Annotated in this window: 11 protein-coding genes and 1 tRNA gene; 4 read left to right on the top strand and 8 right to left on the bottom strand. The window is 39.7% G+C overall.

Annotated elements, in window-relative coordinates; genetic code table 11:
- Positions 1-288: 288 nt before the first annotated feature.
- The 7 genes from PARA125_RS08830 to recO form a co-directional block, all read right to left on the bottom strand.
- Entirely contained in the window at positions 289-10,722 is a 10,434-nt protein-coding gene (locus PARA125_RS08830) for a nucleoporin FG repeat-containing protein (protein WP_213158514.1), read from the bottom strand.
- 555 nt (positions 10,723-11,277) lie between these two features.
- Positions 11,278-11,472: a hypothetical protein gene (locus PARA125_RS08825; protein ID WP_213158513.1), complete on the bottom strand. Its 195-nt coding sequence runs from the start codon at positions 11,470-11,472 to the stop codon at positions 11,278-11,280.
- Between the two features lie 35 nt (positions 11,473-11,507).
- Positions 11,508-11,777 (bottom strand): hypothetical protein, encoded by a 270-nt coding sequence (locus PARA125_RS08820; RefSeq protein ID WP_213158512.1) that lies wholly within the window; start codon positions 11,775-11,777, stop codon positions 11,508-11,510.
- Between the two features lie 56 nt (positions 11,778-11,833).
- Positions 11,834-12,043, bottom strand: coding sequence for a membrane protein insertion efficiency factor YidD (gene yidD / locus PARA125_RS08815; RefSeq protein ID WP_213158511.1), 210 nt, complete (start codon positions 12,041-12,043; stop codon positions 11,834-11,836).
- Complete coding sequence (locus PARA125_RS08810) at positions 12,040-12,831, bottom strand: RMD1 family protein (protein ID WP_213158510.1); 792 nt, start codon at positions 12,829-12,831, stop codon at positions 12,040-12,042. Before PARA125_RS08810 ends, yidD begins: the two co-directional genes overlap by 4 nt.
- Positions 12,832-12,914: 83 nt before the next feature.
- A tRNA-Leu gene (locus PARA125_RS08805) sits at positions 12,915-12,998 on the bottom strand.
- A gap of 57 nt (positions 12,999-13,055) precedes the next feature.
- Positions 13,056-13,733 (bottom strand): DNA repair protein RecO, encoded by a 678-nt coding sequence (gene recO / locus PARA125_RS08800; protein WP_213158509.1) that lies wholly within the window; start codon positions 13,731-13,733, stop codon positions 13,056-13,058.
- Between the two features lie 527 nt (positions 13,734-14,260).
- Between recO and PARA125_RS08795 the strand changes: the two genes are divergently transcribed.
- The 4 genes from PARA125_RS08795 (at position 14,261) to PARA125_RS08780 (ending at position 16,629) form a co-directional block, all read left to right on the top strand.
- Positions 14,261-14,533, top strand: coding sequence for a hypothetical protein (locus PARA125_RS08795; protein WP_213158508.1), 273 nt, complete (start codon positions 14,261-14,263; stop codon positions 14,531-14,533).
- A 44-nt stretch (positions 14,534-14,577) separates the two neighbouring features.
- Entirely contained in the window at positions 14,578-14,865 is a 288-nt protein-coding gene (locus PARA125_RS08790) for a hypothetical protein (protein WP_213158507.1), read from the top strand.
- A 105-nt stretch (positions 14,866-14,970) separates the two neighbouring features.
- Entirely contained in the window at positions 14,971-15,930 is a 960-nt protein-coding gene (locus tag PARA125_RS08785; protein ID WP_213158506.1) for an RluA family pseudouridine synthase, read from the top strand.
- Positions 15,931-16,377: 447 nt separating this feature from the next.
- The gene (locus PARA125_RS08780) at positions 16,378-16,629 is read left to right on the top strand and encodes a KH domain-containing protein (RefSeq protein WP_213158505.1); all 252 of its coding nucleotides are present in this window, start codon (positions 16,378-16,380) and stop codon (positions 16,627-16,629) included.
- A gap of 32 nt (positions 16,630-16,661) precedes the next feature.
- Here PARA125_RS08780 and PARA125_RS08775 read toward each other — a convergent pair whose 3' ends face one another.
- A complete protein-coding gene (locus PARA125_RS08775) occupies positions 16,662-19,271 on the bottom strand; it encodes a hypothetical protein (RefSeq protein WP_213158504.1) in 2,610 nt (869 codons plus the stop codon).
- Positions 19,272-19,282: the final 11 nt, after the last annotated feature.

The following is a 19,282-nucleotide window of genomic DNA, read 5'->3' as shown; positions in this document are numbered from 1 at the left end:
GCACGCAAGAGTGTGGAAGAGTAGGTCGCCGCCAAGTCTTTTTTACTCCATTTTAAATGGAACCCTTTAACCCTAGTAACCTTGTTGCTAGGGTTTTTTGTTTTCCTCCTCTTTAACCCTTTAATCTTAGCCAGGCTTCTTTTATTTGCTTAGCTTGTTTCTAAAAGTAGCAAAAATAGTTCCGCCTAGCATGGAAGTTGCTAGGATCCGTAGGATAGCTAAAATAATCCCGTGTAAATGACAGTTTTTCATTCTCTCTTGCCCCTTCGCGGCTTTATTGCGAGGTCCCTACTGGAGGGATTCACACCAACGGCGGTTTAAATCACTTGAAAAGTATTTCTCTTTTTCTTGAGGAGAAAGAATATAGGTTTCGAAAAAAATCTTTATCGATCGAGATATAGAGGGATCCTTTTCTTTTAACTGTAGAAGAAACAAATCTAACCATTTTTCTTGATTTAAATGGAAAGTATCTGCTGCGATAAGCATCGCAACGGCTAGTAAGCTATATAAGGGAGAGTCCTTTAAGAATAAGCTAGGGGGAGAATCTCCTTCTACTATTTGCCCATCTAGCATTAATAAAGCCATTTGGCGATCTGGAGGCATTCTAGATGGCAGTCTTGTTGCATCTTCTTTATCCTTCCTGATGTAAGAAGCAAATTGATCGACATCTTCTTGAGAACCCAAGATAAGCTTAAAAGAAGGGGAATCTTGCTCATTTAGGCTATCGGTAATGCATAGCAGGTGGGTGATTGGTTTTTTGGATGTTAAAGAAAATTCTTCACCTACGATCGTGTCAAGATAATTCTGAGTTACCATTACACAATCAAAATTAACGATGGCTTGTAAACCTGAATCAGGAAAAAACTGGCTGGCAGGTAATAATGTAAATGCACCCACATTAGGGTTGCCAAAATCAGGAGAAAAAAATATTTTTTTATTAAGCTTTTGGCGATCGGCCTTAGGTATCTTAGAATCTTGCTGCATGCGCGTTTGATTAATAGCCAATTGCTCAGTTTCATTTTCTTGGTTCATTTGACTCTCTTGGCATTGCACCATCGTTCCTTCGCGGTTTTGCGAACCTGTGACAGAAGAATTGAGAAAATTAGCGCTTAATTCGATATTGCTAGCTAAGCGGGGAATAGCTGCGAGGCGTATTTGTTCGAGCTGCGTTTTTAAAGACTCTATTTCTTCATTTAGTACTATATCTGAGACCATTGTAATTAGCCTCTCAGAAACCTTTTGCAAATAATCTCCAATATTATGAGAAATTTTTCCTTCTTTATATTCTTTTAGAAGGCTGGTAACGACTTGCCGGGCAAATAGAGGAGCTCCATGGCTGGCTAGGCGCATATAAAGTTGCGAATCTTTTTTATCATATAAGGTATCTAAGACATATTGTTGAGTAGTATTGATAAGGTCTTGTAGGCAATGTTGTAAATTATCATTAATCCGCGCTTCCATTTCATTGAGGTAGGTAAATAAGATAAATTGCTGCATGGTAGCTTCATCTCGAATACCCTTTTCACTAAGTTTTTGTAAGGGGGAGTCTTTAAATCTATCGACCATGCATTTCACGCAGCTTTCTGATAAGGCGTGTACGACTCCTTGCCCTTCTTCTAATTTGCGCATACGTCGATTGCCCTGGCAAAGTTCGTACAACGGGGTGGCTTCTGAAGCTGTCACGAGGGCAAGTGCATGGTCATCTTGAGGAATATCAGCCCCGGTAATATGATCTTGATCATAATAGGTGAATAGTTCACCAAGCTTATATCCGGTTTGTTCTATAAGATGCTCTTTATCAGTTCCCTGTATAGGTTGACAGTTTTGATCTTGAATATGCAAGCAAAATAAGTGCCCTTGTGGGTCATAGAAAAGAATACCTTTAATTTGGGCCTTATTTACTTGCTCGGAGATTAAACGAGCAACCTCTAGAGAGGATAGCCCGCGAAAGTGACAACCGACATCGATGATTGCATGAAAGCGGCCCTTATAATCTTCATGATGAAGTAAGCTTAATAAAGCTTGAGGGGTAGGCTTAACGACATGTAAGGCTGAATTGCGATTGACTAATAGATCGATTGTTTGGCCGCTGGTTCCGCTATCAGGATACCATTCGACCTGCCTTCCCTTACTATCAAGAGTAGGACGCATATCGGAATTATCCAAATTTCCCGAATATCCATTAATGGATTTAGCCATGGTGGCCGTACTTTTCCCATTACTGCTTACTTGAGATTCATACAGGTCCACTTTATGAAGAATGCGTATACTGATATAGCTGATTAGCATTTGTAAAACAGTATCATCCGTTGTATTTCTTAGGGCTTGGCAGAAGCTTTTCGCGTCCACTTTTTCCTGTTCAAAAAAATTGGTAAGAAGGGGTTCTTTCTCTCGTAGATTGCGAAGCACTTGATAAGCGGCAGTCGTCTCTAGATCACTTGTGACTTTACGCTGCATCTCACTTTGAGCTTGTGCGCGCAAAAAACCGACAAAATCATCCACCTGTTCCTCAAAAATCCCTTTAGATAAGTAGGCAATTAAGGTGTGGATCATCATGACATAATGATCGCTAAACTCTGAGCCAATCAGCGGCTTCATGTTAGCTTGGAAAGGAATGGAAATGAGAGGATGCCCTCCTACAGCTATAAGCCCATGATGCTCATCCACTTTCTTTTGTAGTCCTTCCATCAACCATCCATCCCCAATTAAGCGTTGGGCTAATACCGCATACTCCGCCGCTGTTAACCCACCTGTCAGGGAGTTTGTATTTTTTTCAAGAAAATCGGGAAGAGGCTTATGAGGATTTGAAAGAAATTCAATAAGTTCTTGCTCTTCATGAGGATGTTGAATACCTAGCTTTCCTCTCCATAGGGGATCTTTAAGTAATAGGCCTGGGAGGTTTTCCATCATCTTTTTGCTATCAGCTTCATGATGGGTTTGTTGATTGAGTTGATCGATGCAATCTTTTAAGGAACCCTGTTTGACAATTCCTTCAGAAATTAAAAGGCGTAACAGCTTGCCAATTAATTCTCCCTCTTGAATGTCGGGGTGGACAATTTTTCCAAAAGGCATATTCAGTTCTTTCAAAGGATCCATGGCTTGATGCACTTCATCAAAAGTAAACACGCCTCGACCACGGAAAATGCTTAAAATCTCGCTCATCAAGGTGATTCTATCTCGTTGCGCCTTATCATTTTCTTTGAAACGCAATGCTTCTTTAAGGAATCTACAACGAAGTGCTTGTAAAGACTCACTTGTGGTATGGATAAATTGACGTTTATGTATCGCTAAGATAAGGGTATCTTTAAGATGGGTTAGGTGTTCTTTAGTCATATATTCAGGACGATCATCAAATTCAAACAATCTCTGCTCTTGAGTAAAGATTGCTAAAGCTTTCTCTCCCATGTTGTAGACGCTAGTTGCATATTGATGATCAGGCGAGACGTGCACAGACAGATGATAACCATCAGCTTTTGCTAATGCTAACATTTGTCCCCATACTAAAGTTTTACCTCCTGCTTGGATCAATTGTATGAAAATGTCCCTCCATTGATGATTAGTTTCAGTTTGAAGGGCATGGTTCAAGCCTTCAATTGAATGTTGACGTACGAGGAAAAGCTGATCATCTTTAAGCTTGGTCATGCAATATTCAAAGACTAAAAATATATGAGGGACAGGGCATTTGGAAAGATCATGAGAAGTAGACATCAATGCGTTTAAATTTCCAATTGCCTGCAATAATTCTTCATTATTTGCTTGGCTTTTTGCTTCGTTTACCCTCTGGATACCTTGGCAAATACTTTCCAAATGATGAGAACGAACAAAAGCTTCTAAATATTCTCCAATCATAGAGTGTAATTTTTCTGCCTGTTGCTTGCCCTCGATCTCAGAGCGAGAAAATCCCATTTTTTTGCGGTACATTTCGGCGTCTCCGTGTAGAAATAATAGCACGCAATCCTCGAGCGTTAAGGGCGCCCTATGCTTGGCTCCTACTTTAGCTGCTTGAGTGGGATTTTCTTTAAGCTGCTGATTAGCTAATTTTAAAATACTTTGTTCTAAATTATGCATAGTAGAACTTGCCTCACCATGCTCCTTCATTAACTGTTGGCTAATCTCTTCAAACTGTTCTTCCACTTTTTCCCATTCGCTTATCTTAATAGAAGTTTGACCTAGCTGACGGTTTTTAATAGCTCCAAGGTAGTAATCAAGTGTTAAATCTTCTATGCTGCTGTTTATAAAATTTGCTACCGATTCATCGTCGGAATTCAAGTTTTGTGCTGGCATTTTAAAAGGTTCAATATTAGCCTTTTTGGCAAGTTCATTAAGGTCTCTTATTTTATCCATTAGAGGAGATGGGAATGCACGGAATTTTGATGGATTAATTTTTCTTAATTCGCCTAGCAAGGTGTGCAGTTTAAATTGATCAGCAAGAGAAATAAGTTTCTTGTATTGAGGGTCAGACTCTAAATCCATCCTGTCTAACTCAGAAGAGTCTTTGGTTGAATCTTCTTTTAGGTCACTTAGTATTTTTGTGATTTCCTTTTTTACTGCCTCCTTTATTATTTCGATTTCTTTACTAAGGTCGCCTAAGGAGGCATCTTCTTTAGAAGACAAAGCATGTGGAAATAGACGCACATGGCACTCTTTAATGTCGGCGAAAAGGTTTTTTTTCAAATCTTTTCCTTTTACTCCTCTACCAGGATAAGCGGAAGGTAATTCCAAAGTATTAATTGCTGGCAGGATTTGTCGGGGAGGTTTTAAACGAGTGCTAGGCTTAGCCTCGGAGGTCTCTTTTGCAGCAATAGCAAAAGGATTGTCATGAACCACATCCTGGCTATCTTGAGTAGAAGGTTTAAAGGCAAAAGGTTTATCAGAGGGTGTTGAAGAAGGAGTGCCAAAGGCAAAAGGATTATTAGTGGGTGTTGAAGTTGGCTGAGAAGGAGTGCCAAAGGCAAAAGGTTTATTAGAGGGCGTTGAAGTTGGTTGAAAAGGAGTGCCAAAGGCAAAAGGTTTATTAGAGGGCGTTGAAGTTGGTTGAAAAGGAGTGCCAAAGGCAAAAGTATTATTAGTGGGTGTTGAAGTTGGCTGAGAAGTTGAATGGGATGTGCGGGTACGGGAGGAACGGTTTCCACTTGGCTGACCTGTTCTGCCTGTTCTTTTTTTAGTGGAGGCATTAGCCTTACCTCCGGATGTGGTTGTTAATTTGTTTTTAATAGGATCAACGCACAATTGTATAGCCTGATTTAAAGCGCTTACATCTATTTCTCCTTTTTCCTCAAATAATAAGGTAGATACTTGATCAACAACCTTTTGGGCATTTTCAGGAAACTTATCACTAGAAAGAAGGAAGTTTATGGCTTGAGGTTCTCTCTCTTTTAGCTCGCAAGCGATACGTAGGACAAGGCGCAAAGTTTTATTGCCAGGATAGGTGTCCGAATATGCTTCATCTAAAAAATCCTTTACTTCTTTTCTTTCTTCAAGGCTATCGCTATTTGCTTGTTGGAATAAAAAGGGGAAATAGCGAATAAAATCTTTTCCTTGGCGCGAACGAAAGGGGGGTAACTCGTCTTTTGTCTGGCTTTTAATATTCTTACGTAGTTCCTTCCATCGCACTTTGTTGAGATCGTCGCTTATTTTTTCCAAATCTTGTAAAACTTGGCGGGTAGGTGAGGCAGTAGGGGTTATCCATTCGCTTTCCATTGCATTTTTCATCCCCCATGTACTTAGTAAATAAGTGGGAACGAGAGATTCAATCCGTAAATCTTTAGGTAAAGAACCCATTCTTTTTAAATATTCTTTAACCATTTTTTGAAGAAATTGCGGAATAGGTTTGCTTTCTGTGGTATCTGTAGACCAGCTTGCTAGCGATAAAAACTGCCAAAATTCTTCCCATTTTTGTTCAGGAGCCAAATCAGTGGGAATAGATGGTTTGAAAAACGGGTCATTATTTTTTTTAGCCATTTCCAGTGATTGTTTTGAGGGATGGGCTTGTAGGTTTTGACGGACTAAAGCAGCTACATACAATTGTAGGGCTAGGCTATAGTGACTATGGTTAATTCCCCATTTATTAGGAGTATCGCGCCTAAGATTATCAAATCTAGGAGTATCGTCCTCCTGAGTGTGGCAAAATATCCATCCAAGTATACGTAGCTGATTAGAAGTGAAGCGTTGATATGAATAGGCTTGTTTTAAGAGCGATAGCGCCTTTTTATACTCTTCTGGGGTGCGTGCATGCATGAAATGCAAGTAAGTTAAATAGGTATTAGCTTCGGGAGAAGTTTGAATAGCAAGCTGAGGTGTCCAATCCGCAGCCTGAAGAGCGGCGCTTCTAGGGGGAGAGGTTAGCTGGCAAGTGAGGTAGCTTACATGGCGAGGAGAGTCTACTTGGGGAGGAGAATCTACCTGTGTATCAAACTCCTGTTGTGTCTTTTGAGGAATTAAGGCTCTGCATTGTCTTGCCGGGTTTTCAATGATTAAAAAACCCTCGAAGCCTGCTAAGCCTCCTATCCTTTGATTTTCTGCTAGGAAAAAATGGCTGCTTTCCCATTTCCATCGATTTCCATCAAGCTTAAAGTGGAGGGGCTGATTTTTATTAGCAGGAGAAGTTATATAGGGGAAAGAAAGCACATACTGCTTGTTAGTTTTGCTTTCCCAAAGAATCATGTGACTATCAAAACCTTGCAAGCTTTCTCTCAACATAGTATCTGCTTCTAAGCATTCATACCGTTCTCCATTGATTGTAAAAATGCCTTCATGATCAATCGTATATTGCACTTGTTTAGTCTGTTTATTGAAAATAATTAAGGCTGCAGATTCGGTCAGATTATTTGCTTTAATCCAGATCTGCAAGTCGGGGTGCCCTTTCAAGGCAGCAGGCAAAAAATCGGCGCCTTGCTCGGCAGGTTGTAAAGAATACCAACCCATCCTGTCGAATTTGCGATGCAGTTGTAATAAGTTGTCAGCATCTCCATATAAACGAATTTTATTTTCTCCACTGACTCCTTCATAATAATCGAGGCCCCCTTTTCGGAAGATAAAGGGGTTTTGGCTGCAGACTTCTTGGTAGAAAGGGTGTTTCTTATAATTGGAGGGGCATGAGGAAAGTGGGTAATCATTTTTTTTAAATTCTCCTGTGATTATATCTAACTGATAGCGGTTGTTACCCTTGTCTTGCCCTGTAAAAAAGGGAAAAGCAGCAGGCTGCCATTCGATATCGGCTTCTGACATATGCGAAGCTGTAATTTGACTTAGGACGTTGCTAAAGTTAGTTTTAAGAAAAGCTTGTATGATGGGGAGATGTTGTAAAAATGCGGCTTGAGCCGATTGCTTCAAGGCGTTTCTGTTGTAACCATTTAAATCGTGTTTGAACTCATCGCTGGGTTTATTTTCTCGAATTTTTTCCAGTTCTACTTGTGCGATTATCAGCAGTTTGATTTGTTCTTGGTCTTCTACAGTCAAAGGAATCACTTTAAAGCTATCTATGAAGCATAGAAGAAGGCGTTCCCGAAAAGCAAGAGCTGACGAAAATCGATTATCTGCATTCCAGCTTATCATTCTTTGCTGGAGCAATCCTAATCTTTCAGTATTTTGGTCTTTATCATCTAAAATTTCTATGCAATCACATAAAGCCCGTTCATACTGCTCACAAATAAAGGCTAAAGTATCGCCTATTTCTTGCTTGTGAGGATTATCTTTAAAAGCGCTTTCTAGATGTTTAAGATGGTTTTCAAAAAACTTTACCAAAAGTTCAGCTACTTGCGGTACTATTACTTCCTTAAATAAGCCTACTTCGAAAAAAATTTGAATAAAATAAGCTTGCTTTTCAGGATCCATGAGGGCCTCAGGATGCTTGTTAAAGTAGCTAATTAAAGTAGTATAACGTATTGCTGATTTGGATGCCTGGGCACTCACCAGCTCATGTAAGGAAGAGTCTGTTTTAGCTAATAATTCGTTTTGTTGCAGGTTTTTTTTTGTTCCCAAATCAGTTAAAGAGTCTGGTATTACTGGCTTTTCTGGTAAGTTATATGGATGCTGTTGAGCAAGTTCACGCACAGGCACTTCTGGTAAGTTATTTGGATACGGTTGAGTAAGCTCTCGCAGTTGAATGCTAAAGCACAGCTTATTTTTGCTACTTTTTTGAGAACGAGGAATTCCTAAATGACTATCCTTCTCGCTATAAGGCTTAATCGAGCTAGCTGTATCTCTTTTTTTGCTACCTGGTAAAGTTGAAATGGAAAAACTGCATTTGGCTAACCAAGCTAATTGACGGAGTTGTAAGAAAGAAGGGGAAAAACCTTCTTCCTCTGGTATAAGGTGACCGGTATAATAACAGTAGACACGCCAATCTTCTGCAGAAGCAGAGCAATCTTTAGGCCTTTGCTCATCTATTTTCGCCCAATCCATTTCAGAAGGAAAGCAGCGCAGGGTAAATTCATACTCATCTTTGGAGAGAGTAAGCATTTCAAAAGAATCTTGATACAAAAAATAGGGATTGTTCGGAAAATCTATACCGCTTATGCTAGGCTGCTCTTTAATACCAAAGGTGGCAAAATTAAAGAGTTGTAGGGTTTTTCCTCTATCTTCTTTAGGGACTTTTCCTATATTTACAAAATAGCCATGCAAATGTTTGAAAAGTTCTTCTGTTTCCCCCTCTAGGCAGGGGCTAGGCAGCTGGGCCATTGCTTGCTCTAGCGGTAAGGTAAAGACTGGGGGAAGAGCTAAGCTATATCCCTTTACTCCTCCTGAAAGAAATCCCGCTTTCTCCTCGTGTATCTGACATAGCTGCCACCCCAGCGCCAAGGCACTATGGAAAGCTAGAAAATTTTTCAAGTTAAAAAAAGCATTTGGTTCAGAAGATTTGGTCTGTTTAACCGACTCATTAAATAAAAGCGCGCTAAGATCCAAGATTTCATTAAGCAGTGAAGAGCAATCGTGGACTTGAAGCTCATCTTGTAGTTTGGGACTATTTAAAATGCGAAAAGATAAATCGGCAAACGTCTTCTCCAAAAAAGGAAGAGCATTACCTTTAGCTTGAATGTATTGCAAGGCAAATTGATGAGCAGTATGGCAAGAATCGATTATCTCCTTAGGGCTTGCCTGGGAGGGGAGTGGAAGGAGTGTAATGGCAGGCAATTCAGGGGATGAAAATGGCAATTTTATTTCTTGCTTAGAAATTTCGGGAGGCCTCCATTCCTCTAGCTTCTTGGCAATTTTCATGCTTACTGAGGGGGGACTTTTGAATTGAGTGGGCACGCTTGCTCGCTGCGCTAGAGCGATTTCCCAGCCGTTTTTCTCACAAAGGATTTCAAATTTTTCCCTTAAGCCTTCTAATTGCTTTAATACTTCGATGGCTTTATCATTTTTTGGGTCAAATTTAATAATTTTTGCTTGTTGATGAAAAAGGCGTGATAAAAGGTAATCCGTCAGAACCCGCATATCGCGCTCTTGTAGTTTCTCTGGATCTACTGTAATAAGACAACGGGCAATCTCTCGTTCCCATAAGTTAGTAACAACTTTATAATCTTTTGTGCAAAAGGCAAAGTAAGCAATCAAAGAACGTAGGCGGCAGGTGCCACTAAGTTGCCCCTTCATCCACTGAAGGGAAGTTGGTTCTATTTTTGAAAAACTACTCAGCAGCACGTAAAGGTGCGAAGCATCAAATTCTGCATTTGAGTCCATAACACGGCGGCTGAATGGAACGAATAAGGGTTCGAGCATTTTAAAGATAAAGTCTTCATTCAACTTTTCCACGGGTAGTGAGTAACCTTGTAAAGTGTTCACATATAACTTAGTGCCATCATTGTGAGCAGAATGGTATTGCGTGCCATCTCCCGTGTTGAACACATGGAGTTTATAGCTTGTTTTATTTTTATCTAATTGGATTTCTACTAACATGGCGTGGCCGGCTTTATCCGGTTTAGAAGCATGCCATCCCCAGCTAAATCTTACGGAGCCCTTTTCTTGTAATTTCTGAATAACCTGCTTGGCCATTTTCTCACATGCGTCTTTGCGAATCATTAAGGTGTCAGGTTGAAGTTCTGAATTTTTCTCTTGGATTGTTTCTGGCTCCTGCGATTTGTTTAACCCTTCTTGCATCAGTTGATTAAAATCTTTTAGTTCGTCTAAGTGATCGAAAAAGATTTCCATTCCTTGGGGTAATTCATAAGTATCCTTTAAATAATTTAACCAAAGGTGCATAAACTCAATGCCTTTGCTCGTACCCTCGATTAACTTCCCCTGGCTCGTTCTAGCTTTTTCCAAAATGGCATCGCCCACGAGGTGAGCCACATTGCTTAAGGTTAAGGATGATAAATACTCCTCAGGGGGGACGCTTTCAGATTGTATAGGAATAGAAGTAGAGGGAGGAGAGGCTTGAAAAAAATTAGCCTGCAAATAGGCTTTTTTTAGTTCTTTAAGTTGAGCAAATAAGGTGGTTATTTTTTTAACTGTTGCTTGTTCCATTCCATGACTTTGAGTACTTAATATCTTTAAGCGTCCCTTAAGCTGCTGAATTTGTTGTAAGCTTGGCGTACTTTGGTTGGAGAGAATCGAGGAACTAAGATTAGATATGGAGGAGTGTGTTTTTTCATTCCCTGTTTGTTCTAGCGCAGAAATCTCGCGTTCTAGCTTGGAAAATTCGCTACCTAGGTCTTTATAATTCATAGGTTCATTGCGAGCTTCTTGCATAATCCCTCGGATGTGAAATAAATTTTCAATTATCATTATAATTTTAATTTAACGATTTTGTTAATTATTAAACAAAATATTTTAATTTTTGAAACTTATTTTTTTGGTTTAATAACTGAAAATGTTTGATTTATATTCAAAAAAAATAACTAATCTTCTATCCCTACAATTAGGAATTAAAATTAGAAAAAGAGGCTTTTTAACAGGCGATGTCATCTGTTAGGCAGCTTGATATAATTGATCGAATAAGATTCTCTTTAGAAGAGCTCTCTTTTGCTGATAGCTTGTTTAAATCCTGGCCAGTTGAATTTTTTAGCTGTTTTGCACCACTTGGACTTTCCAGAGAGGTGCTACCTTAGGCTGGTACGCAGAAAATTTGTACGATAGGTCGCCAAAGTTTTTAACCCGAGCTGGTTACCTTTCTGGTAGCAAAAGAGGCGCGAATGACTTTTTTGGGCTAGTGTGAGAGGGAGGATCCAGGGGAGGAAGGCTATGCTAGAGGAGAAAGAGCTCTACGTTTATCAGAGCTTTGATTAAAAATTACTTTGATACGCCCTTTGCATTGAAAGGCGTTTCAAAGGATTTTTAAGATTAAAATAAATCGGGAAACTTTGCTTTAATCTTTAGCGGAGGTTGTTGTAAAAGACCTTTTGCTCTTAGGGCTACCACCAACTCTCGGGAAGGATCGTCCATAGGGCCTAGTTCAATGAGGTGGGAAAAAAGGCTTTCTAGGACGGTTACATCAGGGTATTTGGCAAGATAGCCTTCTTTTTCTTCGTGCGACATGCCCGTCGTGACTTTTTCTACACATTTTTAAGGGGCTAAAGATTGCTCTGTTGCCAATGAGGCAAAGAAAAGAGAGGCAAATCGTTCTTGATAAGCGTATTCTCCACCGGGATAGTTGCTTTAATATACCCTGCTGTAATCCGTTCTAGCCGTAACCCTGCTATGGAGAATAAAATAGCCTTCAGGCTTGGACGTTCACGTTTTTGTAGCAATGTAACAGCTGGGTTAGAAACGCTTTGTGGGGGAGGATTAGCTGGGGAGTGAACTGAAACTTGCGTATTTTTTCCTCGGTTAAGGGTGCGCACAATCGGCTCTTATAAGGAAAAATTTGGTTTTTTACAAAAGTAAAAAGTTTTTTTCTTTAAGGAACTGGGTCGTGGCCACCAAGACAACGGGGATTACACCGACAAATGCGGGAAAAAGCCAGGCGGGCTCCTTTGGAAATTCCGTATTTTTGAATGGCTTCCATGGCATATTGGGAACAGGAAGGGGTAAATCGACAAATAGGGCCCAGCATGGGAGAGATAAGAAGCTGATAGAGACGGATTAAAAATAGAGCAATTTTTTTCATATGATTCTAAAAACGTCTCTTAAGAGAGTCAATAAAACTTCTAGAATGATCAGCCAAATAATAGTCCACTCAAGCCGGCTAGAGTGCTGATGGTTGAGCTCACTTCCCAGCATTTCAAACAATTCTCGCACCACGTCTAAGCGATGATTAAGTACTTCGGTTCGGTCTTTAATATCGAGTTCATTGACAATAATCAAATGTAGCTTTTCAAATTCAGGGTATTCCCAAAAAAAATCCGGGGAAGCAAGCGCGTGAATATGTAAAGTAATCGAATTGCGCTCTATGAAGAGCTCGCCCATTTTTTTGCGAATTTGGCTGCGCGAAAGAGGAATGCGACCTAGTTTAGCAAGCTCTTCAGGTAGGTATTTTGTTTGATTGTATATCTTTAATAGGCTGCTTTCAAAAGCGCCTAGCTTAACAGATTGGGAAAGTCCTTGGGAAGCTGCTAATTTGGTTAAAGCGGAGGTATCGGGAAGCGTTAAATCATCTTCTACAAATTTAGCCAGGGGGCCATAAGAAAAGGTAAAGGCATCGCTTTCAATTTCATCGAGCGGTTGTTGTTCAAAAGCTTTTAGATGCTCAATTAGCTGCCATCCTTGCTCTAAGGATAAATTCCAACAAACAACCGTTCCATAGGAAAAGTAAAAAATATCGCTTAGGCCATCTTCAAAGGGCATTTCAACGTGAACGGCATCTCTATGTAAATGTGTTGGAAAGCGCGTTCGGAATGTCTCGAACAAAGATTTGATATTATAAGAAGCAGCCGTGCAAAACGTGCAGCAGTCCATGGAGAAACTCATGTTGAAGCTTAATTTTTAAGCTTACTATTTCTGAGAATTAAAAACGCTACTTATTGGAAACTTACATAGAATGCGAAAGGGGGGACTTGAACCCCCACGAGGTCACCCTCACTACCACCTCAAGGTAGCGCGTATACCAATTCCGCCACTTCCGCAGAGCGTTATTGAAGAGTTAGACTCTAGCATACACATAAATATCTATGCAACAGAAATCATGCGCGAAAAGTTTGGTAAAATAAATCAAGGGTTTTTTGATAGAGTGAAGCAGGAGGGGCATACACGCTAATCTCAGGCAAAATTCGACAGGAAGCTAAAAATAAAAGAGAGTTGAGTTCTTCCTTGTTTAAGCTGAGGGCATGGGAAGGGCTATGCTCGAAACAAAAGGTTTCTCCTTCGAAAATATAGCTCTCGCTTTCTAGGGGTAATTGGCAGGTCGCACAGGAATTAGAAAGGCCAAATACTCCTTCGTGACGCAACGTTTTGAGTAGGAAACTTGTAGCTAAGCTGTTTGCGTTTAAGCTATGAGGTAGAGCATGTAAGTAGCGAATAAGAAGAAGGTATAAATGGGGAGCCGGTTTATGTGGGTATTGAGAGGCCAATAGAGCATTTAAGATTTGAAAAGCAGCTTCCAAAGTTTCAATTCTTTCTCGGATTTTAAGAAAAGAAGCTAGGGGGGAAATCTCTTCGCATGGATAAAGCTCCCCTTTTCCTTGCCGAATAACAAATTCGGCTTGAACGAGAGGGGATAGCAGAGAAGGGGAAACTTTCTTCCGTTTTTTTGCAAACAAGGCGATTAAGCCGTTTTCTTTGGAAAACACATTTAAAATATGATGGCCTTCCCCGTAGGGGACCGTTTTCAAAATAAGGCCTTCCACCCTGAATTCATTCATGCGTGTACAAATTTGAGAAATTTTTCACAAAATTTTTCTTTTTCTTCAACAAATAACTTATGTTCACTTTTTCAAATTTTACCAAAAAAGGCTCTTTGATTCCATGTTGGACTTGCTTTCCAAAGGCAAAAGGGCAAATCAGGTCATTTTTTGCATAAAAAATAGCCGTGGGGAGCGAGATGGATTTCAAAAATAGGACTTATCAGATTTCCCATACCCTCGCAAGTCTATGCCAATAAAACGGCAACCGGGAAGAAAAGGGTGTAAAGGGTAAAAATTGGGGGTTGAATGGCCAGCCATGCAAAAAAATGAGAGGTTTGCCGTTTCCCTTGTCTTCCACAAAAAGAGCAGTTTTTAGATCAACTTTAATAAATGGCACGGTTATTGTATAACTATTTAGCAAACCTAAAAGTTTTTTGAAAAAATGTAGCTCTTGAAATTAAATTTTTTTTAAGCTATTATAATAACAAAAAGAATCTAAAATAGCCCTTCATTTAATGTTATTTTGTCTCCAAAAGGGGGAAATTATGTCAGAATCAGTCAGCCCTCAGCCTGTAGCTCCTGCAGTTATGCAAACAAGTCCCTCTACTTCTGCTTCTTCTTCTCCGTCCCTTGCACCTACAAGCTCTTCTGCAGGATACTCAACCTCTACCCGCGTCGACTCTCTGGCTGAACTAAAAAAGAAGGCACCTAAAGTGTACAATGCGATGATCCAAGGGATCGCGACTCATATTTGTAATGAAATGAAAAATCACCAAGATCGCCTGAAGAAAATGACCAGAGAGGCTTCAAATTCCTAGCCCATAATTAAAAATTTTTGTACAAGAAAAGAAGAGGTATTCTTATGCTAAGTGCTCATCTTTTCTTAGGTTTTCATGCAGATTTTCAATTTTCTGAAAGCCTGCTAAAAGTTAATCCCGAACTTCTCAAGATTTTTATTCAAAAGGAAGGGGATTACTTAATTGAAGTTTACCATCGCGAAAAAAAATATTTAGGGAAATATGTAGAAGGCATTGCCGATTTGAACCAATTAGAACTTCTAAAAGAAAATGTTTATAGTTTTCTTAGAAAAATAAATCCCCATTATCCTTCGCATGAATTTCCCCTTTTTTTGTTTCCAATAACCCGCTAGCTCCTCTTTTTTTTAAAATCCTTCCATTTGATTCAAAAAATGAATGAAATATTCTTCCATTTAAGCTATTATCATTGGCATCAAAGATGTGTAGAATAGGGCCTCATGAAGGGTGATGAGATAGAAGAAGGCGCAAGCTTTCTTATCCAAGATACAGAAGTTAGAGTTCGCTTGGATAAGGTACTTGCTGCTCGATATAAAAATAACGGGTCGAGAACCTATTTTCAAATGTTAATAGAAAAAGGGCTGGTTCTGTTAAATGGTGAGCCAGTCAAAAAACGTTTCAAGCCAAATTTAGGGGATGAAGTCGAATTATTTTTTGCTGCCGCTCCCGAAATCCCTTTAATTCCTCAGCCAATTCCTTTGCACATTTTATACGAAGATGACTATTTGCTGATTGTCGATAAGCCGGCAGGAATGGTTGTGCATCCTGCTCCTGGCAATTGGACGGGGACTTTTGTGAATGCTCTTCTGTACCATTGTGGGTATTCCTTAGGCGGGGCCTCCCTAGATTCTTTACGTCCAGGGATTGTCCATCGGTTAGATAAAGAAACTTCTGGGGTCCTTGTGGCAGCAAAAACGCTCCCTGTTCAGCAAAAGTTAATGGAGTTATTTGCAAATCGGCAAGTTTATAAAGAGTATTGGGCTATTTGCTTGGGAAATCCGGGAAATTGCGAATTAAAGGGTTCCATTGGCCGTCATCCTGTTCATCGTAAGCAAATGACTGTGCGTGAAGATGGAAAAGAAGCGTTAACTTTGTGTGAAACTTTGGAAGTAAGAAATGATATTTGCTTAGTTAGGTTGGTTCTTTCCACGGGAAGAACCCACCAAATTCGGGTGCACTTAAAACATGCCGGACACCCTATCCTGGGAGATTCTATTTACGGCAATAAACAAGTGAATTTGAAATACCGAGCAGAGCGTCAAATGTTGCATGCTCGAAAAATTGCGTTTTCCCATCCTATCACGCACCAAAAGATTGTGACAGAGGCTCCCCTTCCCCCAGATATGGAGCAATTTTTAAAGAAAAGAGATATGTTAGAAAGGATTAAAAAATGCGGCTAAATTATTCCCTACGCCGAACAAGCTTGCGTGTGGATTAAACAAATTTATTTTTTATCAAGCGGGAATGTTTGAAGCATAAATGAAAGCTTCACTAATTAATGAAAGTCCTGTAACTTTAATTTTTGAAGGGCATTATATCCTTTTTAATGCGAAAACTATTTAGGAGGTTAAATTTTTGTTTTAAGAATGCAATTGTTTTGCAAATTTTTTTTGGTAGATTAATAACGAAATAATCAGTAACCTTGGAATTAGGGTAGAGATTAGTTGATCTCTCTATTTGCAACGAAGTTTGATTAATCGTTTATCTACTGTAAAGTTAATAACAAACGAGCTCGATAAGATATGAACACTTAAAGTGTGTCATAGACTGACAGGCCAGTAAATTGATTGTCAGAATATACCGAAAAACTTTTATTAACCTATTCACACTTGAATGAGGATCGAATTATGAAAGAATTTGTGGCATACATTGTCAAAAACCTTGTGGATCACCCAGATAAGGTTAAAATTAATGAAATCGGAGGGATTCAAACTCTAATTATTGAAATTTCGGTTGAAAAATCCGACATTGGTAAGATTATCGGGAAAAAAGGAAAAACAATCAATGCGATTCGTAACTTATTGATGTCTGTTGCAAGCCGCAACGGGATTCGCGTTACCTTGGAGATCGTAGAAGAAAACGGCAAGCCAGCCGAGTAATTGTTCTTTTTGGCGTAAAGCCGGGTGACTTGTTACGGGAGTAAACGAGGCAGGTAAGGGGAAATCATAGCCTTGCGGGAATTTATCGATCCCGCTCTAAACCTCAAAATTGCTAAAGTTTGTTCTTGATTTTCATGTGTATAGACAAGGGGAACCTGGCTAAAGTGATTCAAGAAAATGAGCCCTAATTGAGCGGCTTGTGACCCTTGAATCTCTAGTTTTAATTGATTGTCTACCATTCCAGAGGTAGATTGAAAGGCTGTTAAAAAGCGAATGAGGTGATCATACGCTTCTTGGCGATTGGGGACCCAAAACCATATTTCATCTTGATGAGACGGTGGGTCTACTTTTCCCCAAAAAACTTCATTAGCACTGCGAATAGTGCTGATCATCTGTAAATGCAAATCAATCTGGGGAAATTGTTGATTGATTTTGATGGCTTTATCGCTCCAGTATCTCTGTAAAACGTTTGCAACTCTGGCAAACGTTGGATAATTAGACTTAAAAATTTTTGTTTGCCCAACGCGGCAGCATCCATTCTGTTCTTTGGTGTCAGCAAATAGGTTTGTCATTTGGCCGCTTATACAGAGTTGGAGGCTTGCTTCTATTTCTTCTTCCTTAAGTGCATAAATTTTTTTATATACAGAATAGGTGTCTTCATTTTGCAGAATTTTTTTAGCTGCTTTTTGAGCAAAATATGGGTCGCGAGGAATATCTTCTAGATTGATCATCTCGACCTCTTTTTTGTCTGCAATCGACTTCATTTTATTTAGCAAGGAGGCAACACATTCTACATCGCGTGCAGATACCTTTGTTAAGAGATCCGTGTCATCGAAAATGGCATGTAAAAAACAGAAATATTCTATAAATTCGCGCTGCGGATGAACATAATAAGACCTTCTCGTTTGGGAAGCTATTCGCCTATCTAGCAAACGCTTGAGCAGCCGATCATTAAGAAGGGAAGAGGGGGCAGCGTAAAGAGATTGAATTTCAGTCTCGAGCTCCCCTGCTGTACGATTACCCACGCTATATTTGTTGTTAATGTGAAATGCTTGCTCGGCGATTAATACATTGCAAGATTGCGCATCACCTATCAATACTGCCGGAGTAGAAGTGGTTTTAAGAGAAGCTTTATGGTGATCGACCACACTAATGACATTTAGGTAGGAGGCCATGTGAACTTCTTCTAAGTTACAAAAATCTCTAAAAGTCACGGTGCCTAAAATGGGTTTCCGGATATCTTTAGCCCAAACGACCCCCAAAGGAAAAGCGTTTCCAGATGGATCGGGGAGCACCACTGTTAAATAGTCGTAATCGTGGATTTTAGCTCGGATATTTTCCACATCGGTTTGAAGAGAGATGGTGTGCGGAATCTTATTAAAAACCAGATGCTTGATTTGAATGACGATTTCTAGGCGATTGCAATAGTTATAAACATATTGAATCCCCTTTGGCATGCCGTGAAATAAAGTTTGCAAATATTTAAAAATCTTAGTGCGACTTTCATCGATATCACCGCTATTTTCAAATAAATCTGAGCTTTCAAGAGCGAGAAAACGATGATAAAACTCGTAAAAGTCGGTTAAGTTTAAATTTTTTAGAGCATTTACTAAGTTTTCAAAAGTTCCATGAATCCCTTTTTTTACACCGATAATATGCACGAGAAATTGGTCTAGTTCACGAGTTTGTTTTTCATTCAATTCCTTGGCAGGTTCAGCGTGTTTGATGGAGACGGAAAAAATCTTATTAACAAGCGCAGGGATATGTGTTTTTCGAATGTTTTGTTCAGCAAAAAGAGAAATAAGGTGGGAGTAAAGGTAGTTTTCAAACCAGCGTAAACAAGAGGTGAAAAAAAACAAAACTTGTTGAATTTCTTCCACGTCGTTTGCGCGCCAATCCCCCACATAGGAATTTTGATCGACTAGCAAAACGGCATTTCCCGCGCTGCTATGACTAAATGAAGAAACCAAAGCATGGGGAGGCTTTTGGATGGTATTTTTACGTGTAACCATATCTATTCCCGCTAACGTCAAGCGATCTGAAGAACGACAGGTAACTGTAAAAACTTCCTCTCCAAAGATCTGTCGAAAAAGTTGCGTGACAGGAGAGTCGGGCGGCCCCCCTGGCAAGCTCCAAATGTGTAAGGCATCGCCGACACGGGCGGCAAAAGCATCCACCCAACCCCAAAAAGAAGCAACCATCGTATCGATATCTGGAGAGTGATGGGCAGAGACGAAGTGGGTTCCTTCATAGGTTTTTCCCATTCCGATTGGAAAGAACACCTGGTATTCATCCCTTGGCACATATTTCCCTACAATCTTGGCCCGAATAGCTAGATTCTCTTCATAGGAGATGTCAGAAAGTTGATTGAGCCAAAATTCAAAGTCCATCAACTTGTAAGGGTTTTTTAAAAAGTTTAACTGGTTGACCTGTGTAATGAAATCGATAACTTGGCTAAGCAAGAAAGACTCCAGAGGGGCTTCTTTAATCAGCTGATATAAAACTTGAGAAACTTGCAAAAGCTGTTCAGGATAAGAAAGTGACTGAACTTTCGAAGTGCGAAACTTTTCTACCACTTCCGAAATAGTGGGAAATTTCTCGGCAGAAGGGATATACTCTCCCAGAAGAGTAGGGGAATGCATGGTTTTCTCTT

The sequence above is a fragment of the Parachlamydia sp. AcF125 genome, from assembly GCF_018342475.1.
Classification (GTDB): Bacteria; Chlamydiota; Chlamydiia; order Chlamydiales; family Parachlamydiaceae; genus Parachlamydia.
The sequence above is the reverse complement of the archived record's forward strand: the minus strand, read 5'-3'. Positions and strand labels throughout refer to the sequence as shown.

Coding starts and splice junctions, on each gene's coding strand:
- PARA125_RS08830 (WP_213158514.1), bottom strand. CDS start 10,722: ATGATAATTGAAAATTTATTTCACATCCGAGGGATTATGCAAGAAGCT.
- PARA125_RS08825 (WP_213158513.1), bottom strand. CDS start 11,472: ATGTCGCACGAAGAAAAAGAAGGCTATCTTGCCAAATACCCTGATGTA.
- yidD (WP_213158511.1), bottom strand. CDS start 12,043: ATGAAAAAAATTGCTCTATTTTTAATCCGTCTCTATCAGCTTCTTATC.
- PARA125_RS08810 (WP_213158510.1), bottom strand. CDS start 12,831: ATGGACTGCTGCACGTTTTGCACGGCTGCTTCTTATAATATCAAATCT.
- recO (WP_213158509.1), bottom strand. CDS start 13,733: ATGAATGAATTCAGGGTGGAAGGCCTTATTTTGAAAACGGTCCCCTAC.
- PARA125_RS08795 (WP_213158508.1), top strand. CDS start 14,261: ATGTCAGAATCAGTCAGCCCTCAGCCTGTAGCTCCTGCAGTTATGCAA.
- PARA125_RS08790 (WP_213158507.1), top strand. CDS start 14,578: ATGCTAAGTGCTCATCTTTTCTTAGGTTTTCATGCAGATTTTCAATTT.
- PARA125_RS08785 (WP_213158506.1), top strand. CDS start 14,971: ATGAAGGGTGATGAGATAGAAGAAGGCGCAAGCTTTCTTATCCAAGAT.
- PARA125_RS08780 (WP_213158505.1), top strand. CDS start 16,378: ATGAAAGAATTTGTGGCATACATTGTCAAAAACCTTGTGGATCACCCA.
- PARA125_RS08775 (WP_213158504.1), bottom strand. CDS start 19,271: ATGCATTCCCCTACTCTTCTGGGAGAGTATATCCCTTCTGCCGAGAAA.